This is a genomic window from Amycolatopsis sp. CA-128772 (assembly GCF_002904295.1).
In the GTDB taxonomy this organism is placed as follows: domain Bacteria; phylum Actinomycetota; class Actinomycetes; order Mycobacteriales; family Pseudonocardiaceae; genus Amycolatopsis.
In genome coordinates, this window is record NZ_PPHG01000012.1 from 20,053 (window position 1) to 36,175 (window position 16,123).

Here is a 16,123-nt window from a genome sequence, read left to right on the forward strand (position 1 = left end):
ATCTCGGGAAACGGTTGCTGTGAAACAAATCCACCGGTAGGTTGGCGAAACCCCGGTGCTCAAGCATCGGTCACCGGGGTTCGCGCTGCTCGGCGGAAGTGGGGAGACTACGCCGAGAGAGCGCTTTCCGGCGGTCAGGGGTCGCCGCCGGGAGGCAGGAGGGAAGCAGTGCCTTGGTGTTCCGGGGAACGGTCATGGCCGGCCGCGTGACCGAGCCCTACCTGGTCGGGCTGGAAGCCATCGCGGGTGAGCTGTTGCGCGGCAAGTGGTGCGTCTACCTGCACGAATGGCTCGGTGACGACGACGATCTGCCCGAATGGCAGGCCCGCGTGGCCGCGCACGCCGAACGCTCCGGCGTCGAAGTGTGCTTCGTCGAGATTCCCCGCAAGGACATGACGCTGGTGGCCAACGTGCGCGCGCTCCCGAGTTTCGAGCAGGTCACCGAATCCGTGGCGGCGCTGGAGCACTACCGCGGCCTGGCCGCGGGCCGCGGCTGGCGCGGCGCGGCCGTCCGCCGATCGGCCGAATGACCCCACCGCGATCGCCGCACCGCGGGAAACGCGGCCGGTCCCACCGGGCGGGACGGCGGCCACGCCGGCGTTGACCTCCACCTTTGTCGAACTCCTGCCGTCGCCGGTATGACCACCGCACCACCGATTCCCCGCACCGTCTGGATCGCCTCCGGCGTGATGGCCCTCGGCGGGTTCCTCGGCAACATGGACGCCTCGATCGTCGCCGTCGGCCTCGAGCCGATGCGGGACAGCCTCGACGTCACGCTCGTCGCCGTCCAGTGGGTCGCGACGGCCTACCTGCTGGGTTTGTCGGCCGCCCTGCCGCTCACGCCGTGGCTCGGGCGCAGGTTCGGCGCCGGCCGCCTGTGGCTCGGCGCACTGGCCGCGTTCCTGGTCACGTCGGTGGCGTGCGCGCTCGCCCCGGACGCCGGCACGCTGATCGGCGTCCGCGCCGTGCAGGGCATGGCCGCCGGTGTCATGGTCACGGCCGGGCAGACGGTGATCGGGCTGGCCGTCGGCCCCGAACGGCTGGGCCGCACCATGGGCACGCTGGCGCTCGTGGTCGGGCTGGCCCCGGTGATCGGGCCGAGCGTCGGCGGGTTCCTGCTCGCGCACTTCGCGTGGCCGGTGCTGTTCTGGCTGAACGTCCCGATCGGACTGCTCGCGTTCGGCCTGGCGCTGCGGTACGTGCCGCTCGGCGACCGGCAGCCACCGCCGCCGATGGACTGGCGCGGCCTGGCCATGGTGTCGCTCGGCCTGCCGTTGCTGGTGTATGCGCTCACCGGGCTCGCCACGCCCGGCTCGCTCGACGTCGTGCTCGCCGGCATCGGCGCCGCCGCCATGGGATTGTTCACGTGGTGGTCGCTGCGCGTCCCCCACCCGGTGCTGCAGCTGCGGCTCGCCGCGCGGCCGGTGCTGGGCGCGGCGCTGGTGTCCGTGCTGCTCGGCGGCGCCGGGATGTTCGGCGCCGTCCTGCTGCTGCCGCTGTGGTTCCAGCTCCGGCTCGGCGCGGGGACCGCCGAAGCCGGCGTCCTGCTCGCCCCGATGGGGCCGGCCACCGCGGTGTTCGTGTTCGCCGCCGGCCGGCTGACCGACCGCCACGGCGGCGGCGCCGTCTCGCTCACCGGGTCGCTGGTGGTGCCGGCGAGCACCGTGCCGCTCCCGTGGCTGGGCCCGGACGCGCCGATGTGGCTGGTCCAAACGCTGCTCCTGGTCCGCGGCGCCGGGCTTGGGCTTTCGATCATGCCCACGTCGACGGCGGCGTACGCGTCGGTCGACGCCGTCGAACTCGGCGACGCCACCGCGCTGGTCAACACCGTGCTGCGCGTGGGCGGCGCTCTCGGCGGCGCGCTGTGCGTGATCGTGCTGTCCCAGGGCCTGACGGCCGGCCCGGCGACCGGGTCCGGCTGGGCGTTCGGCGTGTTGACGGCCCTCTGCGCACTGGGGGCGGGAGCCGCGGCCTGGCTCCGGCGAGCCGAACGGGCGCCCGGATCGGCCAGCGTGCCCTGATTCACCTGGGAAGCTGGCGTGATCACCGGATCGGTGATTAATTGGAGCCGGTCGTGCACTGTCGGTGAGGGGAAGGGCTGACATGACGGGGGTCAACCAACGATTGCTGACGGCCGCGGCCGTCACCGCGGTACTGGGCAGCCTGCTGACGGCGGCCCCCGCTTCGGCCGCGGGAACCGTCGACTGGCGGCCGTGCGCCGACGCGCCCGGCGTCGACTGCGGCACGGTGACCGTGCCACTCGACTGGGCTCACCCGGACGGGGGCACCACGACCATCGCGCTCGCCCGGCGCACGGCCACCGACCCGCAGGCCCGGATCGGCTCGATCCTGATGGACCCGGGCGGCCCCGGCGGCGCGGGCGCCGGCGAGGTCAAGGGCGGCTGGTCCCTGTCGGCCGAAATCACGAAACGCTTCGACACCGTCGGGTTCGACCCGCGGGGCGTCGGCGACAGCGCCCACATCGCCTGCGGGCTCGCCGAACTGATCGCCGACCACCCGCAGGTCCCGCGCAACCAGGCCGAATTCGACCAGCTCGCGCAGTACAACCGGAAGCTCGGCGAGAGCTGCAACCGGATCACCGGGCCGCTGGCGCAGTTCGCCGGCACGAAAAGCGTCGCGCGGGACATGGACGCCATCCGCGCCGCGCTCGGCGAACCGAAGCTGACCTACTACGGCGTCTCCTACGGCACGCTGATGGGCCAGCAGTACGCGGAGCTGTTCCCGGACAAGGTCCGCGCGCTCGTGCTGGACAGCAACATGGACCACTCGCAGTACACGGCGTGGGAGTTCCTCCACAGCGAGACGCAGTCGGTGCAGGCGGAGTTCCGCGAGTTCGCCGCCTGGTGCGACCGGACGCCGAGTTGCGCGCTGCACGGCCGGGACGTCTCCGCGCTGACCCGCGAGCTGCAGGACAAGGCCGCGCGCGGGGAACTGAAGGACCCGCACAGCGGCGAAGCGATCACGCCGCTGGACCTCGCGTCCATCATCCAGGGCAGCTTCTACGGCCCCGGCTGGGACCGGCTCGCGACCGTGCTCGAGTCGTTCGTGGACGGCACCGCGGCCGCGGCGGCGAAACTGCGTGACGACATCCCGGTCAACACCGTGTTCCAGAGCGTGTTCTGCGACGACTGGCGCCTGCCCGTGCACAGCTTCGCCGAACTCGAGACCGACCGCCGGGCGGCCGCGGCCTTCGCGCCGGACGTCAAGGTCAACTCGCTCGGCTGGCGGGCGGTGACCGGCTGCATCGGCTGGCCGAACGCGACGAGCAACCCGCAGCACCCGCTGCGGGTGCACGGCGCGCCGCCGCTGCTGATGCTGAGCAGCCGCCACGACCCGGCGACACCGTACGCGTGGTCGCAGACCGCCGCCCGGCAGAGCGGCAGCACGCTGCTCACCTACGACGGCTGGGGCCACGGCGCGTACTTCAAGCACAGCTCGTGCGTGACCCAGGCGACCGACGACTACCTGATCACCGGCAAGCTCCCGGCCCGGGGCACGCACTGCGCGGCGGTCGAGCCGGGCACCCCGCAGGCCCGGGTCGCCGGGCCGAAACCGCCGTCGACGATCGCCTTCTGACGCGTCCGCCGCGTGGCCGGGACCGGGCAGCATCGGTTCCGGCCACGCACTGGTGCGCGGAAGGGAGCCGGTCATGGGGTTCGGGCGCGCGCAGAGCAACGGCGGCGAGAACTCCTCGGCTCCGCCACGGGCCACCGGACCGGGTGCCGGCCGCGGCACTCGCGGTCGCGGCGCGCTGGAACCGGCCGGTCAGCGCGGTTTGCGCCGCCAGAGCCCGGTGACGACGGCCAGCGCGCGAGCGCCGGGCGAGGGCACCCGGACGGCCGGTTCCGGACCGATCCGGCGGCGCATCCGGTAGGCCAGTTCGAGCACTTCGAGGTCTTCGGGGCGGCGCCGGCCACGGACATCCGGCCGCAGCATCAGCTCCCCCACCGTGACAGGTCTGCCACTGGCACGGTGTGCCGTGCGCGCCATCAGTAACCTCCGCTGGAATTCGCCGACCGGGCCCCGATTCTATGAATTCGTTTCGGGTTCGTCACCTTACTGACGAGTTGTGTCCCGGGCGTGTCCCCTCGCACTAGCCTGGCGCCGTGCTCATCATCGGGGTTCTGACCGAAGAAGACCGCGCGAGCTGGGAAAACCTGTTCGCCGGCTACAACAGGTTCTACGGCCGGACGCTCGCGCCGGAACGGATGGACCGGGCCTGGCGCGAGTTCGCGAGCGGCGAGCGGCTGCACGCCCTGGGTGCGCGGCTCGACGGCGAACTCGTCGGCATCGTCCACTTCCTGACCCACCCGAGCACGACGTCCGACGACGTCTGCTACCTGCAGGACCTGTACACCGACGAGAAAGCCCGCGGACGTGGCGCGGGCCGCGCGCTGATCGAAGCCGTCGCGGACTGGGCCCGGGCGCGGGGGTGCGTCCGGGTCTACTGGCACACGCAGACGTCGAACACGACCGCCCGGCGGCTCTACGACCAGGTCGCGCTCGACAAGGGCTTCATGCAGTACCAGATCCCGCTCGGCAGCTGAGGGCTAGCGGCGGTGCCGGCCGCCGCCGCAGCCGTGGTGCCCGACGGCGGGGTGCCCCGCGGACCGGCGGCCGGCCGTCATCATCGCCTGCCAGTCAGGCCGTTCCGGGCGGCCACGCGACCAGAGCGGCACGTCCGGGATCTCGTGGCGCACCGGCGCCACCTGCGGCGGCAGCTTCGGTTTCGGCGTTTCCTTCACCCTGTCCACGAGCTGCACCGCACGCGCAAGCTTTCCGCGGTGCGCGGCCGGAACGACCGCGGAATTCGACTCCGGCCGGTCGGCTGCCGAAGTGACGTCGTCGGGCTCCGGCGTCGGCGCCACGGTTTTCGGAGCCGGTTTGGCCGGCGGCACGACGACGTCCGCGGGCAGCGGCACCAGCGCCACCGTCGGCGGTTCCAGGCCGGCCGGCGGCCAGGTCGCGCCCGCGGTCCGCTCCGGCGGCATCGACACCGCCGCGCTGACCCCGCCGGTCAGTGCCAGCGCCCCGGCCACCACGGAGAACACCCGCAGCCGCGACAACGAGCGCAAGGCCTGCGGTTTTTCCCGGTGGCGCGCCTGCGGGAACACGAGCGTGTCCTCGTCGCGGTAGCGGTCGCGCGGAGCGCCGGACCGGCCCAGCAGCTCGGCGACGGTCACCCGCTCGGGGCGCGGAGCCCTCCGTGCCATCAAACCCTCCACCCGGGCCGTCCGGACCCGCGGCCACGCATCCGGACGGCCGATCATAGGAATCGTCCCGCTTCGTGTAAAGGCTTGTTCACCCAGGGTTTCCGGCGAGCCGGCCGCCACCGTCCACATGCAGCACCGAGCCGGTGACGAACGGGTTCGCCAGCACCTGGAGGGTGGCCGCCGAGACGTCCGCGGGCGAGCCGACCCGGCGCGCCGGGTTCGCTTCGGCGGTCCGGCGGAAGAACCCGGCCTTCGCCTCGCCGAGCCGGTCCCACGCGCCGGAGTCGACGATGCCCGGGGAGATCGCGTTGACCCGGACCGGCGCGAGCTCCACCGCAAGCGCTTCCGCGAGGAACGCGACGGCCCCGTTCGCCGTCGCCATGACCACCCGTTCCGGAGCCGGGCGCCACGCGGCGACGCCGGAGAACAGCACCATGGCCCCGCCTTCCCGGAATCGCGAGGCGAAGTGCTTGGCCAGCAGCAGGGGGCCGACCACCTTGGCGTCGAAGGCCCGCGTGACGGCGTCCCGGTCCAGCGTCGCGACCGGCCCGTTCGCCGGGGCCGCCGCGAGCGTGACCAGGTAGTCGATTTCGCCGGCTTCTTCGGCAAGCGCTTTCAGCGACGATTCTTCCCCGAGATCGGCGAATGCGGTCCGGACCCCCGGCTCCGCCAGGCGCGCGGGATTCCGTCCCGCCCAGGTGACTTCGGCGCCCGCCGCGTGCGCGTCCACGGCGATTCGCCGGGCGATCCCCGAACTCCCGCCCACGACGACCAGGCGCTTTCCCTCGAACGACATTTCCGTGCTCCTTCCGTCTCGCACACCGGGTTCAGCGCCACGCGGCCCGGGAACAATCCCGTCGCGCTCCGAGGGTTTTCTATGCTTGCGATAGAATTGATGAATGCCTACGCTGCGCGCGCTGGAGTGCCTGGTCGCGGTCGTCGACGCCGGGTCGATCACCGAGGCGGCCGCGCGGCTGCACCTGTCGCAGCCCGCCCTGTCGCACCAGATCGGCGCGCTCGAGCGGGAACTGGGGACGCCGGTACTGGAGCGGCTGCCACGCGGGGTCCGCCCGACCGCCGCGGGCCGGGCGGTGCTCACCGACGCGCGGACAGCCCTGGCCGCCGCCGAACGGGTGGTCCGGACCGGCCGCGCGGTGGCCGGCGGCGGCGAAGGCACCCTGCGGATCGCGTGCGCGGAGACGATGACCGCCGGGCTGCTCGCCCCGGTGCTGCGCGCCTGGCACCGCCACCGCCCCGGGGTGCTGATCACGCTGACCGAGACGACGAGCGCCGACGCGCTGGCCGGGGCCCTGGAGGCGGGTGAAGCGGACGTCGCGGTCGGGCCGCGGCCGAGCCGCTGGACCGGGCCGGCCGAGCTGGTGGGGCGCGAGGAGATCGTCGTGGCGCTGGCCGTGGACCACCCCCTGGCCGCCCGCGCGGCGGTCCCGATGGCCGCCCTCGCGGGCATCCCGGTGGTGCACTACCACCGCGACAATGGTCTCGGCGGCTGGCTCGACCAGGAGGCGGCCCGGCGCGGCGCGGTGCTGGAGGCGGTGATGCGGACGAAACAGGCGGCGACGGCGGCCCAGCTCGCCGCGGCGGGACTCGGCGTGGCACTGGTCCCGACCACCGCGCTCACGCGCACCTTCGCGGGGGCGCTGCGGCGGCTGAAGCCCGCGCTGCACCGGGACGTCGTGACGTTCACGGCGACGCCGTCGGATTCGCTCGTCCGGCGGTTTTCCTCGGACGTGCGGCACCGCGGGCTCACCGTCCCCGGTGTCCTGCTGGACAAACTGTCCGCAGAGGCGCGTTAAGTTCCGGTGAATCTGACAGATTCCCTCCTAACGTTTTGTGCCATCCGGACGAACTTCTTCGTGAGGACGGGTTTTTGCTGCGCCATTCGCCAAAGCTCGGTTCCATCGGATAGCTTGCTCCTACCGGTCAGTACCGGTGGGTGAGGCCGATCGGGTGAGGCGATCAGCGACAGATCGAGGGAAGCGGGGACGACCATGCCCAAGCACCGGCCACGTCGCAGGAGCACGCGTTCGGTCCGCCGGACCGCCGCCGCGCTCGCGGGTGGGGCGCTCGTCGTGCTGCCCACGCTGACCACGGGCCTGCCCGCGCCGGTCGTGGTCGCCGACACCGGCGCCGGCGGCCTGCTGCCCAACCAGGCCGCGCCGCTGCAGCAGCCGAACATCGTCATGCCGCCGATCGCCGTCGACGGCAGCCTGCCCCAGCCGCCGCTGCCCGAGCCGCTGGTCGTGCCGGGCGGGCGCGCCGGGTCCGCGGGCATCTCCGGGTCGCTCGGCATCCCGGGCAGCATGCTCAAGGCGTACAAGAACGCGGCCGACATCCTGGCCAAGGAGCAGCCGGGCTGTCACCTGGACTGGGCGCTGATCGCGAGCATCGGCAGGATCGAGTCGAACCACGCGCGCGGTGGGTACGTCAACGTCAACGGCGACACCCTGGAGCCGATCCTGGGCCCGGTGCTCAACGGCGCCGGCGCGTTCGCCGCGATCCCGGACACCGACGGCGGCAAGTACGACGGCGACACCCGGTGGGACCGCGCGGTCGGCCCGACGCAGTTCATCCCGTCGACCTGGCGCGGTTACGCCTCGGACGGCAACGGCGACGGCGTCTCCAACCCGAACAACATCTACGACGAAGCCCTGGCCACGGCCCGTTACCTGTGCTCGGGCGGCCTGGACCTCTCGACGGACGCGGGCCAGCGGATCGCCGTGCGCCGCTACAACAACTCACAGTCCTATGTGGACACGGTGATGGCGTGGGCGGCGGCCTACCGCGGCGGGGTGGCCCAGCTGCCCGACAGCCAGGTGCCGATCGGCGCCCCGGACGCCCCGGACGCCGCCGCGGCCGGCGCCCCGGTCGGCGTCCCGGCTCCGCCGGCACCCCCGGTGGTCGCCCAGCCGCCGGGCTCCCTGCCGGTGACCACGACGACGCCCACTTCCCCGGCCTCGACCACCCCCACGTCGCCCTCGCCCTCGTCCTCGACGCCCACCTCGGCACCGTCGACCCCGCCGTCGACCCCGCCGTCGACGCCCTCCACGCCCCCGCCGACGACCAGCACCACCCCGGTCACGTCGACGACGGCGGCCGACACCCCGGCCGACTCGGCGGGCACCCCGACCGAAACGACGTCGACCAGCGCGCCGGGCTGAGCCGGGTGGAACCGTTCCTGGTGCACATCCGCTGCGACACCGACGGCTACACGCACGCGATCACCGAGGACGAGTTCGCGACGGGCCGCCACGAGGGCCGCTTCCGGGCGGTGTGCGGCCACGTCGTCCTGGCGGCCCCGATGATCGAGGAACCGGGCCGGTTCGACCCGGTGTGCCGGGAGGTCCTGCGCGGGGACGCGGCGGAGCCGTCGGTGCCCCGCCAGGAGCGGCGCCGGTCGAGGTGGCGCAGCCGGCGCTAGCCCGGCCGGTTCGTGCTGTTCCGGAGCACGGCCGCGGTAGGCGTCAGCCGACCAGCGCCTGGATCCCGTCCAGCATCCGGTTCAAGCCGAACTCGTACGCCGTGTCGCCCTGCGCCTTCGCCCCCTGGTCGAACCCGCCGCCGAGCCACACGCGGTTCATCGCCGGGTGGGCGTCGACCACGAAGTAGTTCTCCCAAAACGAGGACCGCTGGTGCCACCACGCCTCGGTCGACTGGCCCGTGCTGCGCTCCAGCCTCGTGTTCTCCGCGTCCAGGGCCGCGTTCGCGTCGACGTACGTGCCGATCCCGTTCGCCGCCGCGACCGCCTGGCGCGGGGGCAGGCCCAGCTCGTCCATGATCGACAGCAGGTACTCCTGGCCCGCCAGCTGCCCCGGGCCGAGCGGTGGCCGGACCCGCGACACCTCGCACAGCCACGGGTGCGCCCGGTACGCCTCCCGGGTCCGCTCGGCGTACAGCGCCACCTGCTCGCGCCAGTCGCCGGGGCGGGGTTCGCCCGGGCCGGGCAGGCGCCGCCCGACCAGCACGTCGTCGACCATCAGGTCCACCAGCTCCGCCTTGCCCGGCACGTACGTGTACAGCGTCATCGTGCCCGCGCCCAGCTCCTTGGCGACGCGGTGCATCGACGCCGCGGCGAGCCCGTCGGCGTCCGCGACCGCGATCGCCGCCGCGACGATCCGCTCGATCGTCAGGGTCGGGCGGCGGCCCCTGGTCGGTTCGGGCGGGCCGCCGCGGGCGCGCCACAGCAACGCGAGCGTCCGGTCCACGTCCTCGGCACCACTGCGTTCGACGGTCATGCGGTCCCCTCGCTTGTCGATCGGAGATTACCCTGGAAGCCGGACGGAGGGGGTGTCACCGATGACCGCACGCAAGCCGCCCAAGGTGTCCTTCCGCTGGTGGGTGGACCGGCAGATCGACGCCGCCCGGGAGCGCGGTGAGTTCGACGACCTGCCCGGCACCGGGCAGCCGCTGCCGAAACCCACCGGCAACGACGCCGCGACCGACTGGGTGCTCCGCGAAGTCAAGAGGGGCGGGCACGACACGAAGGCGTTGCTGCCGCCCGCGCTCGCGCTCAAACGGGAGGTCCAGGACCTGCCGGCCCGGCTCGCCGGGGAGCGGACCGAGCGGCAGGTGCGGGAGCTCGTCGAGGACCTCAACACGCGGATTCGCCAGGCCTACCTCAACCACCACACCGGGCCGCCGCTCACGGTGGCGCTGGTCGACGTCGAAGAGGCGGTCGCGGACTGGCGCCGCTCACGAGCCGCGTCGTAGCAGCGCCCGCTCCGCCGCGCTCCACGCCGTGGTGGTGACCAGGTAGATCCCGGCCGCCTGCGGCACGACCAGCGTCGCGAGCACGGTGCCGTAGGGCAGCAGCCGCAGCAGCTTCCCGCCCGGCGCACCGGCCGCGGCGGGCTGCTGCCGCACCGAAAACCAGGCCACGACGGCGAGCCCGGCGGCGATCACGAACACGAGCGGGCTGCCGGCGAGGCCGTGCGCGCCCAGCGGCGTCCCGAACAGGGTCGCGCCGAGCAGCGAGTTGGGTTCGCCGCCGATCGTGGCCGTGGTGAACAGGCGGTACATGACCGTGAAGAACGGCAGCTGCAGCAGCATCGGCAGGCAGCCGACGAACAACGACGTCCCGGACTCCTGCTGCAGTTTCGTCATCTCCGCGGCCAGCTGGTCCCGGTCGCGGCCGTGCTTCTCCTGCAGGGCCCGGATCTTCGGCAGCAGTGTGGCCCGGGCGCGCTCGCCGCGAGCCGCCGACCGGGCGAGCGGGTGCAGCAGCAGCCGCACGAGCAGGGTGAACACGACGATGGCCAAGGCCGGCGACAGCGGACCGGTGAGCCAGTGGATCAGGTGGTACGCGCCGGCGACGGGCACGTCGGGAAAGCCGGACATGGGCAGCACTCCGCACGAGTGGAAGGGGTGGGGGTGAGCGGAATGGCTGCGTCGAAACGGGTTCTACGCAGCCGTGCTGCGGGAACCGGGTGCTCGTGGGCGGCTGCGGCCCGGCCGGCCCGGGTCGCGGAGCCGGATCGACTCGGCGCGCCGGGCCCGGCGGCGCAACGCCGTGGCGCGGCTGCGCACCGGCGAGGACCAGACCGCCAGCTCACCGCGGTGCGTGCTGCCGGCGAGCAGCACGACCAGGAGGCTGGCGGCAGCCAGGGAGGCGAAGGCGACCAGCGCGGCCGGGCTCGTCAAGGCGGGGAACGCCAGCTCCAGCAACGTGGTCACGTGTCCCCCTCCCGTCCTCCTCCCCAGAGTAGCGAAATCGCTAACAGCCCGTTGGGCTGTAACCTGGTTCGATGAGAGGGCAACTGGTCGTCGTGCCGCTGCTGGCGGTGCTCCTGCTGTTCACCGTCCCCTGGTGGACGCTGGTGCTCGCGCCGGACTGGGGCACCGCGGCCACGATCGCCGGGACGGCGCTGTTCGTGCTGGGCCTGGTCACGATGCCGGTGGCGATGTTCCGCGGCCACTCCCGGCACCAGAGCGACGCCGCCGCCCGCCTCGGCGACACCCTGCTCGCCGTGATCTGGGTGCTGTTCAGCTGGTCGATTCTCAGCCTGGTGCTGCGCGTCGCGCTGCTCGGCGTCGACGACCCGCTGCGGTCGCGGATCGTCGCGGGCGCGACCGCGCTGATCGCCGCCGGGCTGCTCGTGCACGGCAACCGCGTCGCCATGCGCGTGCCGCCGGTGAAGGCGGTCGACGTCGCCATCCCGCGGCTCGGGCCGGGGCTCGACGGCCTGCGCGTCGCCGTGCTGACCGACACCCACTTCGGGCCGATCGACCGGACGAAGTGGTCGGAGCGGGTCGTCGCGGCGGTCAACGCGCTGGAGGCGGACGTCGTCTGCCACGCCGGCGACCTCGCCGACGGCGCGGTGGCCAAGCGCCGCAAGCAGGTCGACCCGCTCGGCGGCGTGCAGGCCGCGCTCGGGCGGTTCTACATCACCGGCAACCACGAGTACTTCGGCGAGGCCCAGGCGTGGCTCGACCACATGGAAGGCCTCGGCTGGGACACGCTGCACAACCGCTCGACCCTGCTCGAGCGCGGCGGCGACCGGATCCTGTTCGCCGGCATCGACGACCCGACCGGCACGGCGTCCGGCCTGCCGGGCCACGGCCCCGACCTGGCCGCGGCGCTGGCCGGCCGGCCCGAGGGCATCCCGGTGGTGCTGCTGGCGCACCAGCCCAAGCAGGTCCGCGAGGCCCGTGCGGCCGACGTCGACCTGCAGATCTCGGGGCACACGCACGGCGGGCAGATCTGGCCGTTCCACCTCCTGGTGCGGTTCGACCAGCCGACGCTGTCCGGCCTGACCCGGCACGGGCCGACCCAGCTGTACAACAGCCGCGGCACGGGGTTCTGGGGTCCGCCGTTCCGGATCTTCGCGCCCAGCGAGATCACGCTCCTGACCCTGCGATCCGCCTGACGGTTCCCCTGGGGACCGTGCTGACGGTCCCGAAGGGCATGGAGGACCTGACGGCCGACCGCTTCGGCGGCCTGTACTACAAGATCGGGGAGCGCCTGTACCGGCTGACCGTGCACCCGTGACCGGGCAGCGGAGAATGGGCGGCATGCGCATCCGGATCCTCGACGCCGACATCACCACCCTCGAGGTCGACGTCGTCGTCAACGCCGCCAACTCCTCGCTGCTCGGCGGCGGTGGGGTCGACGGGGCCATCCACCGCAAGGGCGGTCCCGAGATCCTCGCCGCGTGCCGGAAGCTGCGGGCCGGGCACTACGGGAAGGGCCTCAAGACCGGCCACGCCGTCGCCACCACCGCCGGGAACCTGCCCGCGCGGTGGGTCGTGCACACCGTCGGCCCGGTGTGGTCGGCCTCCGAAGACCGCTCCGAGCTCCTCGCCGACTGCCACCGCAACGCCCTGCGGGTCGCGCGGGAGCTCGGGGCCCGGACCGTCGCCTTCCCCGCCATCTCCACCGGTGTCTACCGGTGGCCGATGGAGTCGGCCGCGGAGATCGCGCTCACCACCGTCTCCGCGGCCGAGCCCGGCCCGATCGAGGAGGTCGTCTTCGCCCTGCGCGGCGAAGCGGCCGTCCAGGCCTTTCGGGCTCGTCACAACTCCCTTGCCTGAACGATCACCCACCGGGCAGGGTGCAGGCGTGCCCACCCGCGCCCTGGTCTTCGACTTCGACGGCACGCTCGCCGACACCGAGTCCGCCGTCCTGCAGTCGTGGCAGGAGGTCTTCCGCGAGCACCGCACCGAGCTGCCGCTGGCCGCCTGGTACGCCGTCATCGGGACGCAGCACACCACGCCCGCCATGTTCGCCCTGCTCGCCGAACACGCCCCGGACATCGATCCCGAAGCCCTGCGGCCGATCACGAAAGCCCGCGTCCTGAAGCTCCTCGAAGACCTCGGCCCGCGCGAAGGCGTCCTGAGCTACCTGGAAACGGCCAAGCGCCAAGGCCTCAAGCTGGCCGTCGCCTCCAGCTCGTCCGGGGCCTGGGTGAACCCGCACCTCGAACGGCTCGGCATCGACCACTACTTCGACGCCGTCCTCACCGGGGACCGCCACAAAGCCAAACCGGACCCCGACCTCTACCTCGCCGCCCTCGACGCACTCGGAACGGACGCGAGCGAGACCATCGCCTTCGAGGACACCCCGCACGGCGTCACCTCCGCCAAGGCCGCCGGGCTGACCTGCGTCGCCGTGCCCAACGCGATCACCGAACGCCTCGACTTCCGGCACGCCGACGTCGTGCTGCCGTCCTTCACCGCCAAGCCGCTGGACGCGCTGCTCAGCCGCTGACCAGCGCCCGCAGCCGGTCCAGGAACGGCAGCTGCCCCTTGACCAGCTTCTCCCGGGCGGCCTCCAGCGAGAACCACTCGACCCGGTCCACCTCGGGGAACTCCTGCTGACGGCCCGAGCGCGGCGGCCACTCCATGGTGAACGTCCCGGGCACCACCGCGGCCGGGTCGAGGTCGGCCTCGACCGCCCACGCCGTGACGACCTTGCCGCCCGACTGCTTCACCACGCCCAGCTCGACGTACTCGCCGTCGGGCGCCGGCAGCCCCAGCTCCTCCGCGAACTCCCGCCGGGCCGCCTTCTCCGGGGACTCGTCCGGGTCGAGCTCGCCCTTGGGCAGCGACCACGCGCCCGCGTCCTTCTTCGCCCAGAACGGCCCGCCCATGTGCCCGAGCAGCACCTCGACGTCGTCGCCCCGGCCGCGGTGGAGCAGGAGCCCGGCACTCTGTTTGCCCGCCATGGAGAAAGTCTCCCAAGATTTTTCCGCGAGGTGTCGAAACGCGCCGGACCCGATCGACGCGTGGGCAGAAGGCAAGCGAAACCCAGGGGAAGGAACCCGCCATGACCGCCACCATCACCCGCGAGACGGCCACCCAGTCCAAGACCGCCGTCACCGGCATCGTGATCGGCGCGAGCCGGATCGTGATCTCGTTCCTGTTCGGCTTCCACGGCCTGCAGGGGTTCGGCTTCTTCGGCGGGATCGACGGCCAGGGCGGCGGCGTCCCGTTCGGCTCGTTCCCCGGCTGGTGGGGCAGCGTCTTCGAGCTCGTGGGCGCGCTGCTGCTGCTCGCCGGGCTCGCCAGCCGGCCCGCCGCGATCCTGCTGTCGGGCGTGATGGCCTACGCCTACTTCACCGTGCACGCGCCGATGGGCCTGCTGCCGCTGCAGAACATGGGCGAGCCCGCCGCGGTCTACGCGTGGGTCTTCCTGCTGTTCGCCGCGATCGGCCCGGGCCGCTTCGCGCTCGACAACCTGCGCAAGCGCTGACCGGGGACGCGCGGTCCGGCTAGTAGCCGCCCTGGGCGGCCGCGAGGTCGGACCGCGCCATCACGTGTTCCATCAGGCTGGTCAGCACCTGCTTCGTCGACTCGCGCTCGCGCGCGTCGCACAGCAGCAGCGGGACGTCCATGCCGACGTCGAGCGCCTGCCGGACCTCCTCCGTGCCGTAGCGGTACGCGCCGTCGAAGCAGTTCACGCCGACGACGAAGGGCAGGTTGCGGCGCTCGAAGAAGTCCACCGCCGCGAAGCAGCTGTCCAGCCGTCGGGTGTCGGCCAGCACGACCGCGCCGAGGGCGCCTTCGGCCAGCTCGTCCCACATGAACCAGAACCGGTCCTGCCCGGGCGTGCCGAACAGGTAGAGGATCAGGTCCGGGTTGATCGTGATGCGGCCGAAGTCGAGCGCGACCGTCGTGGTCGTCTTCTGCTCGACGCCCGACAGGTCGTCGACCCCCTCGGACGCGGTCGTGATGACCTCTTCGGTGCGCAGCGGCGGCACTTCGCTCACCGAGCCGACCATCGTGGTCTTGCCGACCCCGAACCCGCCGGCGATGAGTACCTTGACCGCGGTCGCGGTCAGGTTCCGCCGGGGGTCAGAGTTTCCGGATGCCATCAAGAACCGCCTGCAATACGTGTCGGTTGGGGGTTTCCTGGACCGGTGCCGCGGTACGGAACAGCACCAGGTTCTGCTCGATGAGGTCGCTCAGCATCACCTTCACCACGGGCAGCGGGAGATCGACCCGGGCGGCCACCTCGGCCACCGAGACCGGCCGCTGGCAGAGGGCGATGATGCGGGCGTACTCCGGTTCGAGCATGCCCGCTTCGTGCGCGGTGCGCAGCGCGACCACGAGCGTGATGAGGTCGAGCCCGAGCGTGTCCGAGCGGGTGCGGCCGCCCGTGACCGCGTAGGACCGGACCAGCGGGCCGGCCTCGTCGTCGAACCAGGCTTCGTGCCGTGCGCTCATGGCGCGGTGGGCTGCGCGCCGGCGGTCCGCGGGGCCGAGGTGAGCACCTGGCCGACCCGCTTCACCATCAGGTTCATCTCGTACGCGACCAGCCCCATGTCCGCGTCTTCACGGGCCAGCAGGGCGAGGCAGGCGCCCCGCCCGGCCGCCGTCACGAACAGGAACGCGTGGTCCATCTCGACCATCGTCTGGCGGACGTTGCCGCCGCCGAAGTGCCGCCCGGTGCCGCGGGCCAGGCTCTGGAACGCCGAAGCCACCGCGGACAGGTGTTCGGCGTCCTCCTCGGAAAGGTTGCCCGACCGGCCGATGAGCAGGCCGTCCGAGGACAGCACCACCGCCCGGTCCGCTCCGGCGACCCGCTTGACGAGGTCGTCCAGCAGCCAGTCGAGCTCGTGGGCGCCTGAGTTGACCATTACTCGCGCTCTCCGTACCTGTCGTCGTTCTCGGGAAACTCTGCGTCACGGGCCCGCCGGGTGCCCTGCTGGAAGGCGGACAGCCTGCTGCGGGCGACCTCCGGCGAGTCCAGCCGGACCTCTTCGCGTTCCTGTGCGGGCTTGTCCTCCCGCAGCTGGGGCACGAGGTTCTGCTGGCGGCGCCGCTGCGGCAGCGGCGGGCGGCCGGGGGCTTCCGGGCGGCGCGGCTGCTGCGGCCGGCCTTCCGGCGTCGCCGACCGCGGCTCCTGCGGCGGCCACACCGGCTGCTGCGCC

The 16,123-nt window shown here is 72.9% G+C and carries 22 protein-coding genes and 1 pseudogene; 12 read left to right on the top strand and 11 right to left on the bottom strand.

Features of this window, described 5'->3' with window-relative positions; all coding sequences use genetic code 11:
- Window positions 1-194: 194 nt before the first annotated feature.
- The 3 genes from C2L59_RS04750 (at window position 195) to C2L59_RS04760 (ending at window position 3,597) form a co-directional block, all read left to right on the top strand.
- Window positions 195-530, top strand: coding sequence for a hypothetical protein (locus C2L59_RS04750; RefSeq protein WP_199198918.1), 336 nt, complete (start codon window positions 195-197; stop codon window positions 528-530).
- Window positions 531-638: 108 nt separating this feature from the next.
- Complete coding sequence (locus tag C2L59_RS04755; RefSeq protein WP_103348283.1) at window positions 639-2,021, top strand: MFS transporter; 1,383 nt, start codon at window positions 639-641, stop codon at window positions 2,019-2,021.
- Between the two features lie 82 nt (window positions 2,022-2,103).
- On the top strand, window positions 2,104-3,597 hold the full coding sequence (locus C2L59_RS04760) for an alpha/beta hydrolase (protein ID WP_103348284.1): 1,494 nt from the start codon (window positions 2,104-2,106) through the stop codon (window positions 3,595-3,597).
- Window positions 3,598-3,786: 189 nt separating this feature from the next.
- Here the strand turns inward: C2L59_RS04760 and C2L59_RS04765 are convergent, their stop codons facing one another.
- On the bottom strand, window positions 3,787-3,969 hold the full coding sequence (locus tag C2L59_RS04765) for a hypothetical protein (RefSeq protein WP_233223276.1): 183 nt from the start codon (window positions 3,967-3,969) through the stop codon (window positions 3,787-3,789).
- 158 nt (window positions 3,970-4,127) lie between these two features.
- On the opposite strand from C2L59_RS04765, the gene C2L59_RS04770 reads away from it, so the two are divergent.
- Window positions 4,128-4,568, top strand: coding sequence for a GNAT family N-acetyltransferase (locus C2L59_RS04770; RefSeq protein WP_103348286.1), 441 nt, complete (start codon window positions 4,128-4,130; stop codon window positions 4,566-4,568).
- A 3-nt stretch (window positions 4,569-4,571) separates the two neighbouring features.
- Here C2L59_RS04770 and C2L59_RS04775 read toward each other — a convergent pair whose 3' ends face one another.
- Together C2L59_RS04775 and C2L59_RS04780 are read right to left on the bottom strand one after the other, a co-directional pair.
- Complete coding sequence (locus C2L59_RS04775; RefSeq protein ID WP_233223277.1) at window positions 4,572-5,234, bottom strand: hypothetical protein; 663 nt, start codon at window positions 5,232-5,234, stop codon at window positions 4,572-4,574.
- Window positions 5,235-5,322: 88 nt separating this feature from the next.
- Complete coding sequence (locus C2L59_RS04780) at window positions 5,323-6,030, bottom strand: SDR family oxidoreductase (RefSeq protein ID WP_103348288.1); 708 nt, start codon at window positions 6,028-6,030, stop codon at window positions 5,323-5,325.
- Window positions 6,031-6,133: 103 nt separating this feature from the next.
- Here C2L59_RS04780 and C2L59_RS04785 point away from each other — a divergent pair, with 103 nt between their 5' ends.
- The 3 genes from C2L59_RS04785 to C2L59_RS04795 all read left to right on the top strand — a co-directional run bounded on the left by C2L59_RS04785 (window position 6,134) and on the right by C2L59_RS04795 (window position 8,673).
- Window positions 6,134-7,048, top strand: coding sequence for a LysR family transcriptional regulator (locus C2L59_RS04785; protein WP_103348289.1), 915 nt, complete (start codon window positions 6,134-6,136; stop codon window positions 7,046-7,048).
- Window positions 7,049-7,243: 195 nt separating this feature from the next.
- Window positions 7,244-8,413, top strand: coding sequence for a lytic transglycosylase domain-containing protein (locus C2L59_RS04790; protein WP_103348290.1), 1,170 nt, complete (start codon window positions 7,244-7,246; stop codon window positions 8,411-8,413).
- Between the two features lie 5 nt (window positions 8,414-8,418).
- Entirely contained in the window at window positions 8,419-8,673 is a 255-nt protein-coding gene (locus C2L59_RS04795) for a hypothetical protein (RefSeq protein ID WP_103348291.1), read from the top strand.
- 43 nt (window positions 8,674-8,716) lie between these two features.
- On the opposite strand, the gene C2L59_RS04800 is transcribed toward C2L59_RS04795, so the two are convergent.
- The gene (locus C2L59_RS04800) at window positions 8,717-9,487 is read right to left on the bottom strand and encodes a TetR/AcrR family transcriptional regulator (RefSeq protein ID WP_103348292.1); all 771 of its coding nucleotides are present in this window, start codon (window positions 9,485-9,487) and stop codon (window positions 8,717-8,719) included.
- 61 nt (window positions 9,488-9,548) lie between these two features.
- On the opposite strand from C2L59_RS04800, the gene C2L59_RS04805 reads away from it, so the two are divergent.
- Window positions 9,549-9,962 carry a DUF1992 domain-containing protein gene (locus tag C2L59_RS04805; protein ID WP_103348293.1) on the top strand — a complete coding sequence of 138 codons (414 nt, stop codon included), beginning with the start codon at window positions 9,549-9,551 and terminating at the stop codon, window positions 9,960-9,962.
- Here the strand turns inward: C2L59_RS04805 and C2L59_RS04810 are convergent.
- A complete protein-coding gene (locus C2L59_RS04810; RefSeq protein ID WP_103348294.1) occupies window positions 9,945-10,589 on the bottom strand; it encodes a membrane protein insertase YidC in 645 nt (214 codons plus the stop codon). The two genes, C2L59_RS04805 and C2L59_RS04810, sit on opposite strands and share 18 nt — an antisense overlap.
- A gap of 63 nt (window positions 10,590-10,652) precedes the next feature.
- Window positions 10,653-10,925, bottom strand: coding sequence for a DUF6412 domain-containing protein (locus C2L59_RS04815; RefSeq protein WP_103348295.1), 273 nt, complete (start codon window positions 10,923-10,925; stop codon window positions 10,653-10,655).
- Between the two features lie 71 nt (window positions 10,926-10,996).
- Between C2L59_RS04815 and C2L59_RS04820 the strand changes: the two genes are divergently transcribed.
- The 3 genes from C2L59_RS04820 to C2L59_RS04830 all read left to right on the top strand — a co-directional run bounded on the left by C2L59_RS04820 (window position 10,997) and on the right by C2L59_RS04830 (window position 13,458).
- Window positions 10,997-12,118: a metallophosphoesterase gene (locus tag C2L59_RS04820; RefSeq protein ID WP_233223278.1), complete on the top strand. Its 1,122-nt coding sequence runs from the start codon at window positions 10,997-10,999 to the stop codon at window positions 12,116-12,118.
- Window positions 12,119-12,263: 145 nt separating this feature from the next.
- The gene (locus tag C2L59_RS04825; protein ID WP_103348297.1) at window positions 12,264-12,782 is read left to right on the top strand and encodes an O-acetyl-ADP-ribose deacetylase; all 519 of its coding nucleotides are present in this window, start codon (window positions 12,264-12,266) and stop codon (window positions 12,780-12,782) included.
- 28 nt (window positions 12,783-12,810) lie between these two features.
- Window positions 12,811-13,458: an HAD family hydrolase gene (locus tag C2L59_RS04830; RefSeq protein WP_103348298.1), complete on the top strand. Its 648-nt coding sequence runs from the start codon at window positions 12,811-12,813 to the stop codon at window positions 13,456-13,458.
- On the opposite strand, the gene C2L59_RS04835 is transcribed toward C2L59_RS04830, so the two are convergent.
- Window positions 13,448-13,915, bottom strand: coding sequence for an NUDIX domain-containing protein (locus C2L59_RS04835; RefSeq protein WP_103348299.1), 468 nt, complete (start codon window positions 13,913-13,915; stop codon window positions 13,448-13,450). The two genes, C2L59_RS04830 and C2L59_RS04835, sit on opposite strands and share 11 nt — an antisense overlap.
- Before the next feature lie 101 nt (window positions 13,916-14,016).
- Between C2L59_RS04835 and C2L59_RS04840 the strand changes: the two genes are divergently transcribed.
- A complete protein-coding gene (locus C2L59_RS04840) occupies window positions 14,017-14,442 on the top strand; it encodes a DoxX family protein (RefSeq protein WP_103348300.1) in 426 nt (141 codons plus the stop codon).
- Window positions 14,443-14,461: 19 nt separating this feature from the next.
- On the opposite strand, the gene C2L59_RS04845 is transcribed toward C2L59_RS04840, so the two are convergent.
- The 4 genes and pseudogenes from C2L59_RS04845 to C2L59_RS04860 form a co-directional block, all read right to left on the bottom strand.
- Complete coding sequence (locus C2L59_RS04845; RefSeq protein ID WP_004561734.1) at window positions 14,462-15,064, bottom strand: ATP/GTP-binding protein; 603 nt, start codon at window positions 15,062-15,064, stop codon at window positions 14,462-14,464.
- On the bottom strand, window positions 15,045-15,416 hold the full coding sequence (locus tag C2L59_RS04850; RefSeq protein WP_004561733.1) for a DUF742 domain-containing protein: 372 nt from the start codon (window positions 15,414-15,416) through the stop codon (window positions 15,045-15,047). The genes C2L59_RS04845 and C2L59_RS04850 overlap by 20 nt, the downstream gene beginning before the upstream one ends.
- The gene (locus C2L59_RS04855; protein ID WP_043776694.1) at window positions 15,413-15,829 is read right to left on the bottom strand and encodes a roadblock/LC7 domain-containing protein; all 417 of its coding nucleotides are present in this window, start codon (window positions 15,827-15,829) and stop codon (window positions 15,413-15,415) included. Before C2L59_RS04855 ends, C2L59_RS04850 begins: the two co-directional genes overlap by 4 nt.
- Window positions 15,829-16,123: pseudogene (locus C2L59_RS04860) on the bottom strand (histidine kinase); the annotation flags it as partial. The pseudogene C2L59_RS04860 and the gene C2L59_RS04855, both read right to left, overlap by 1 nt.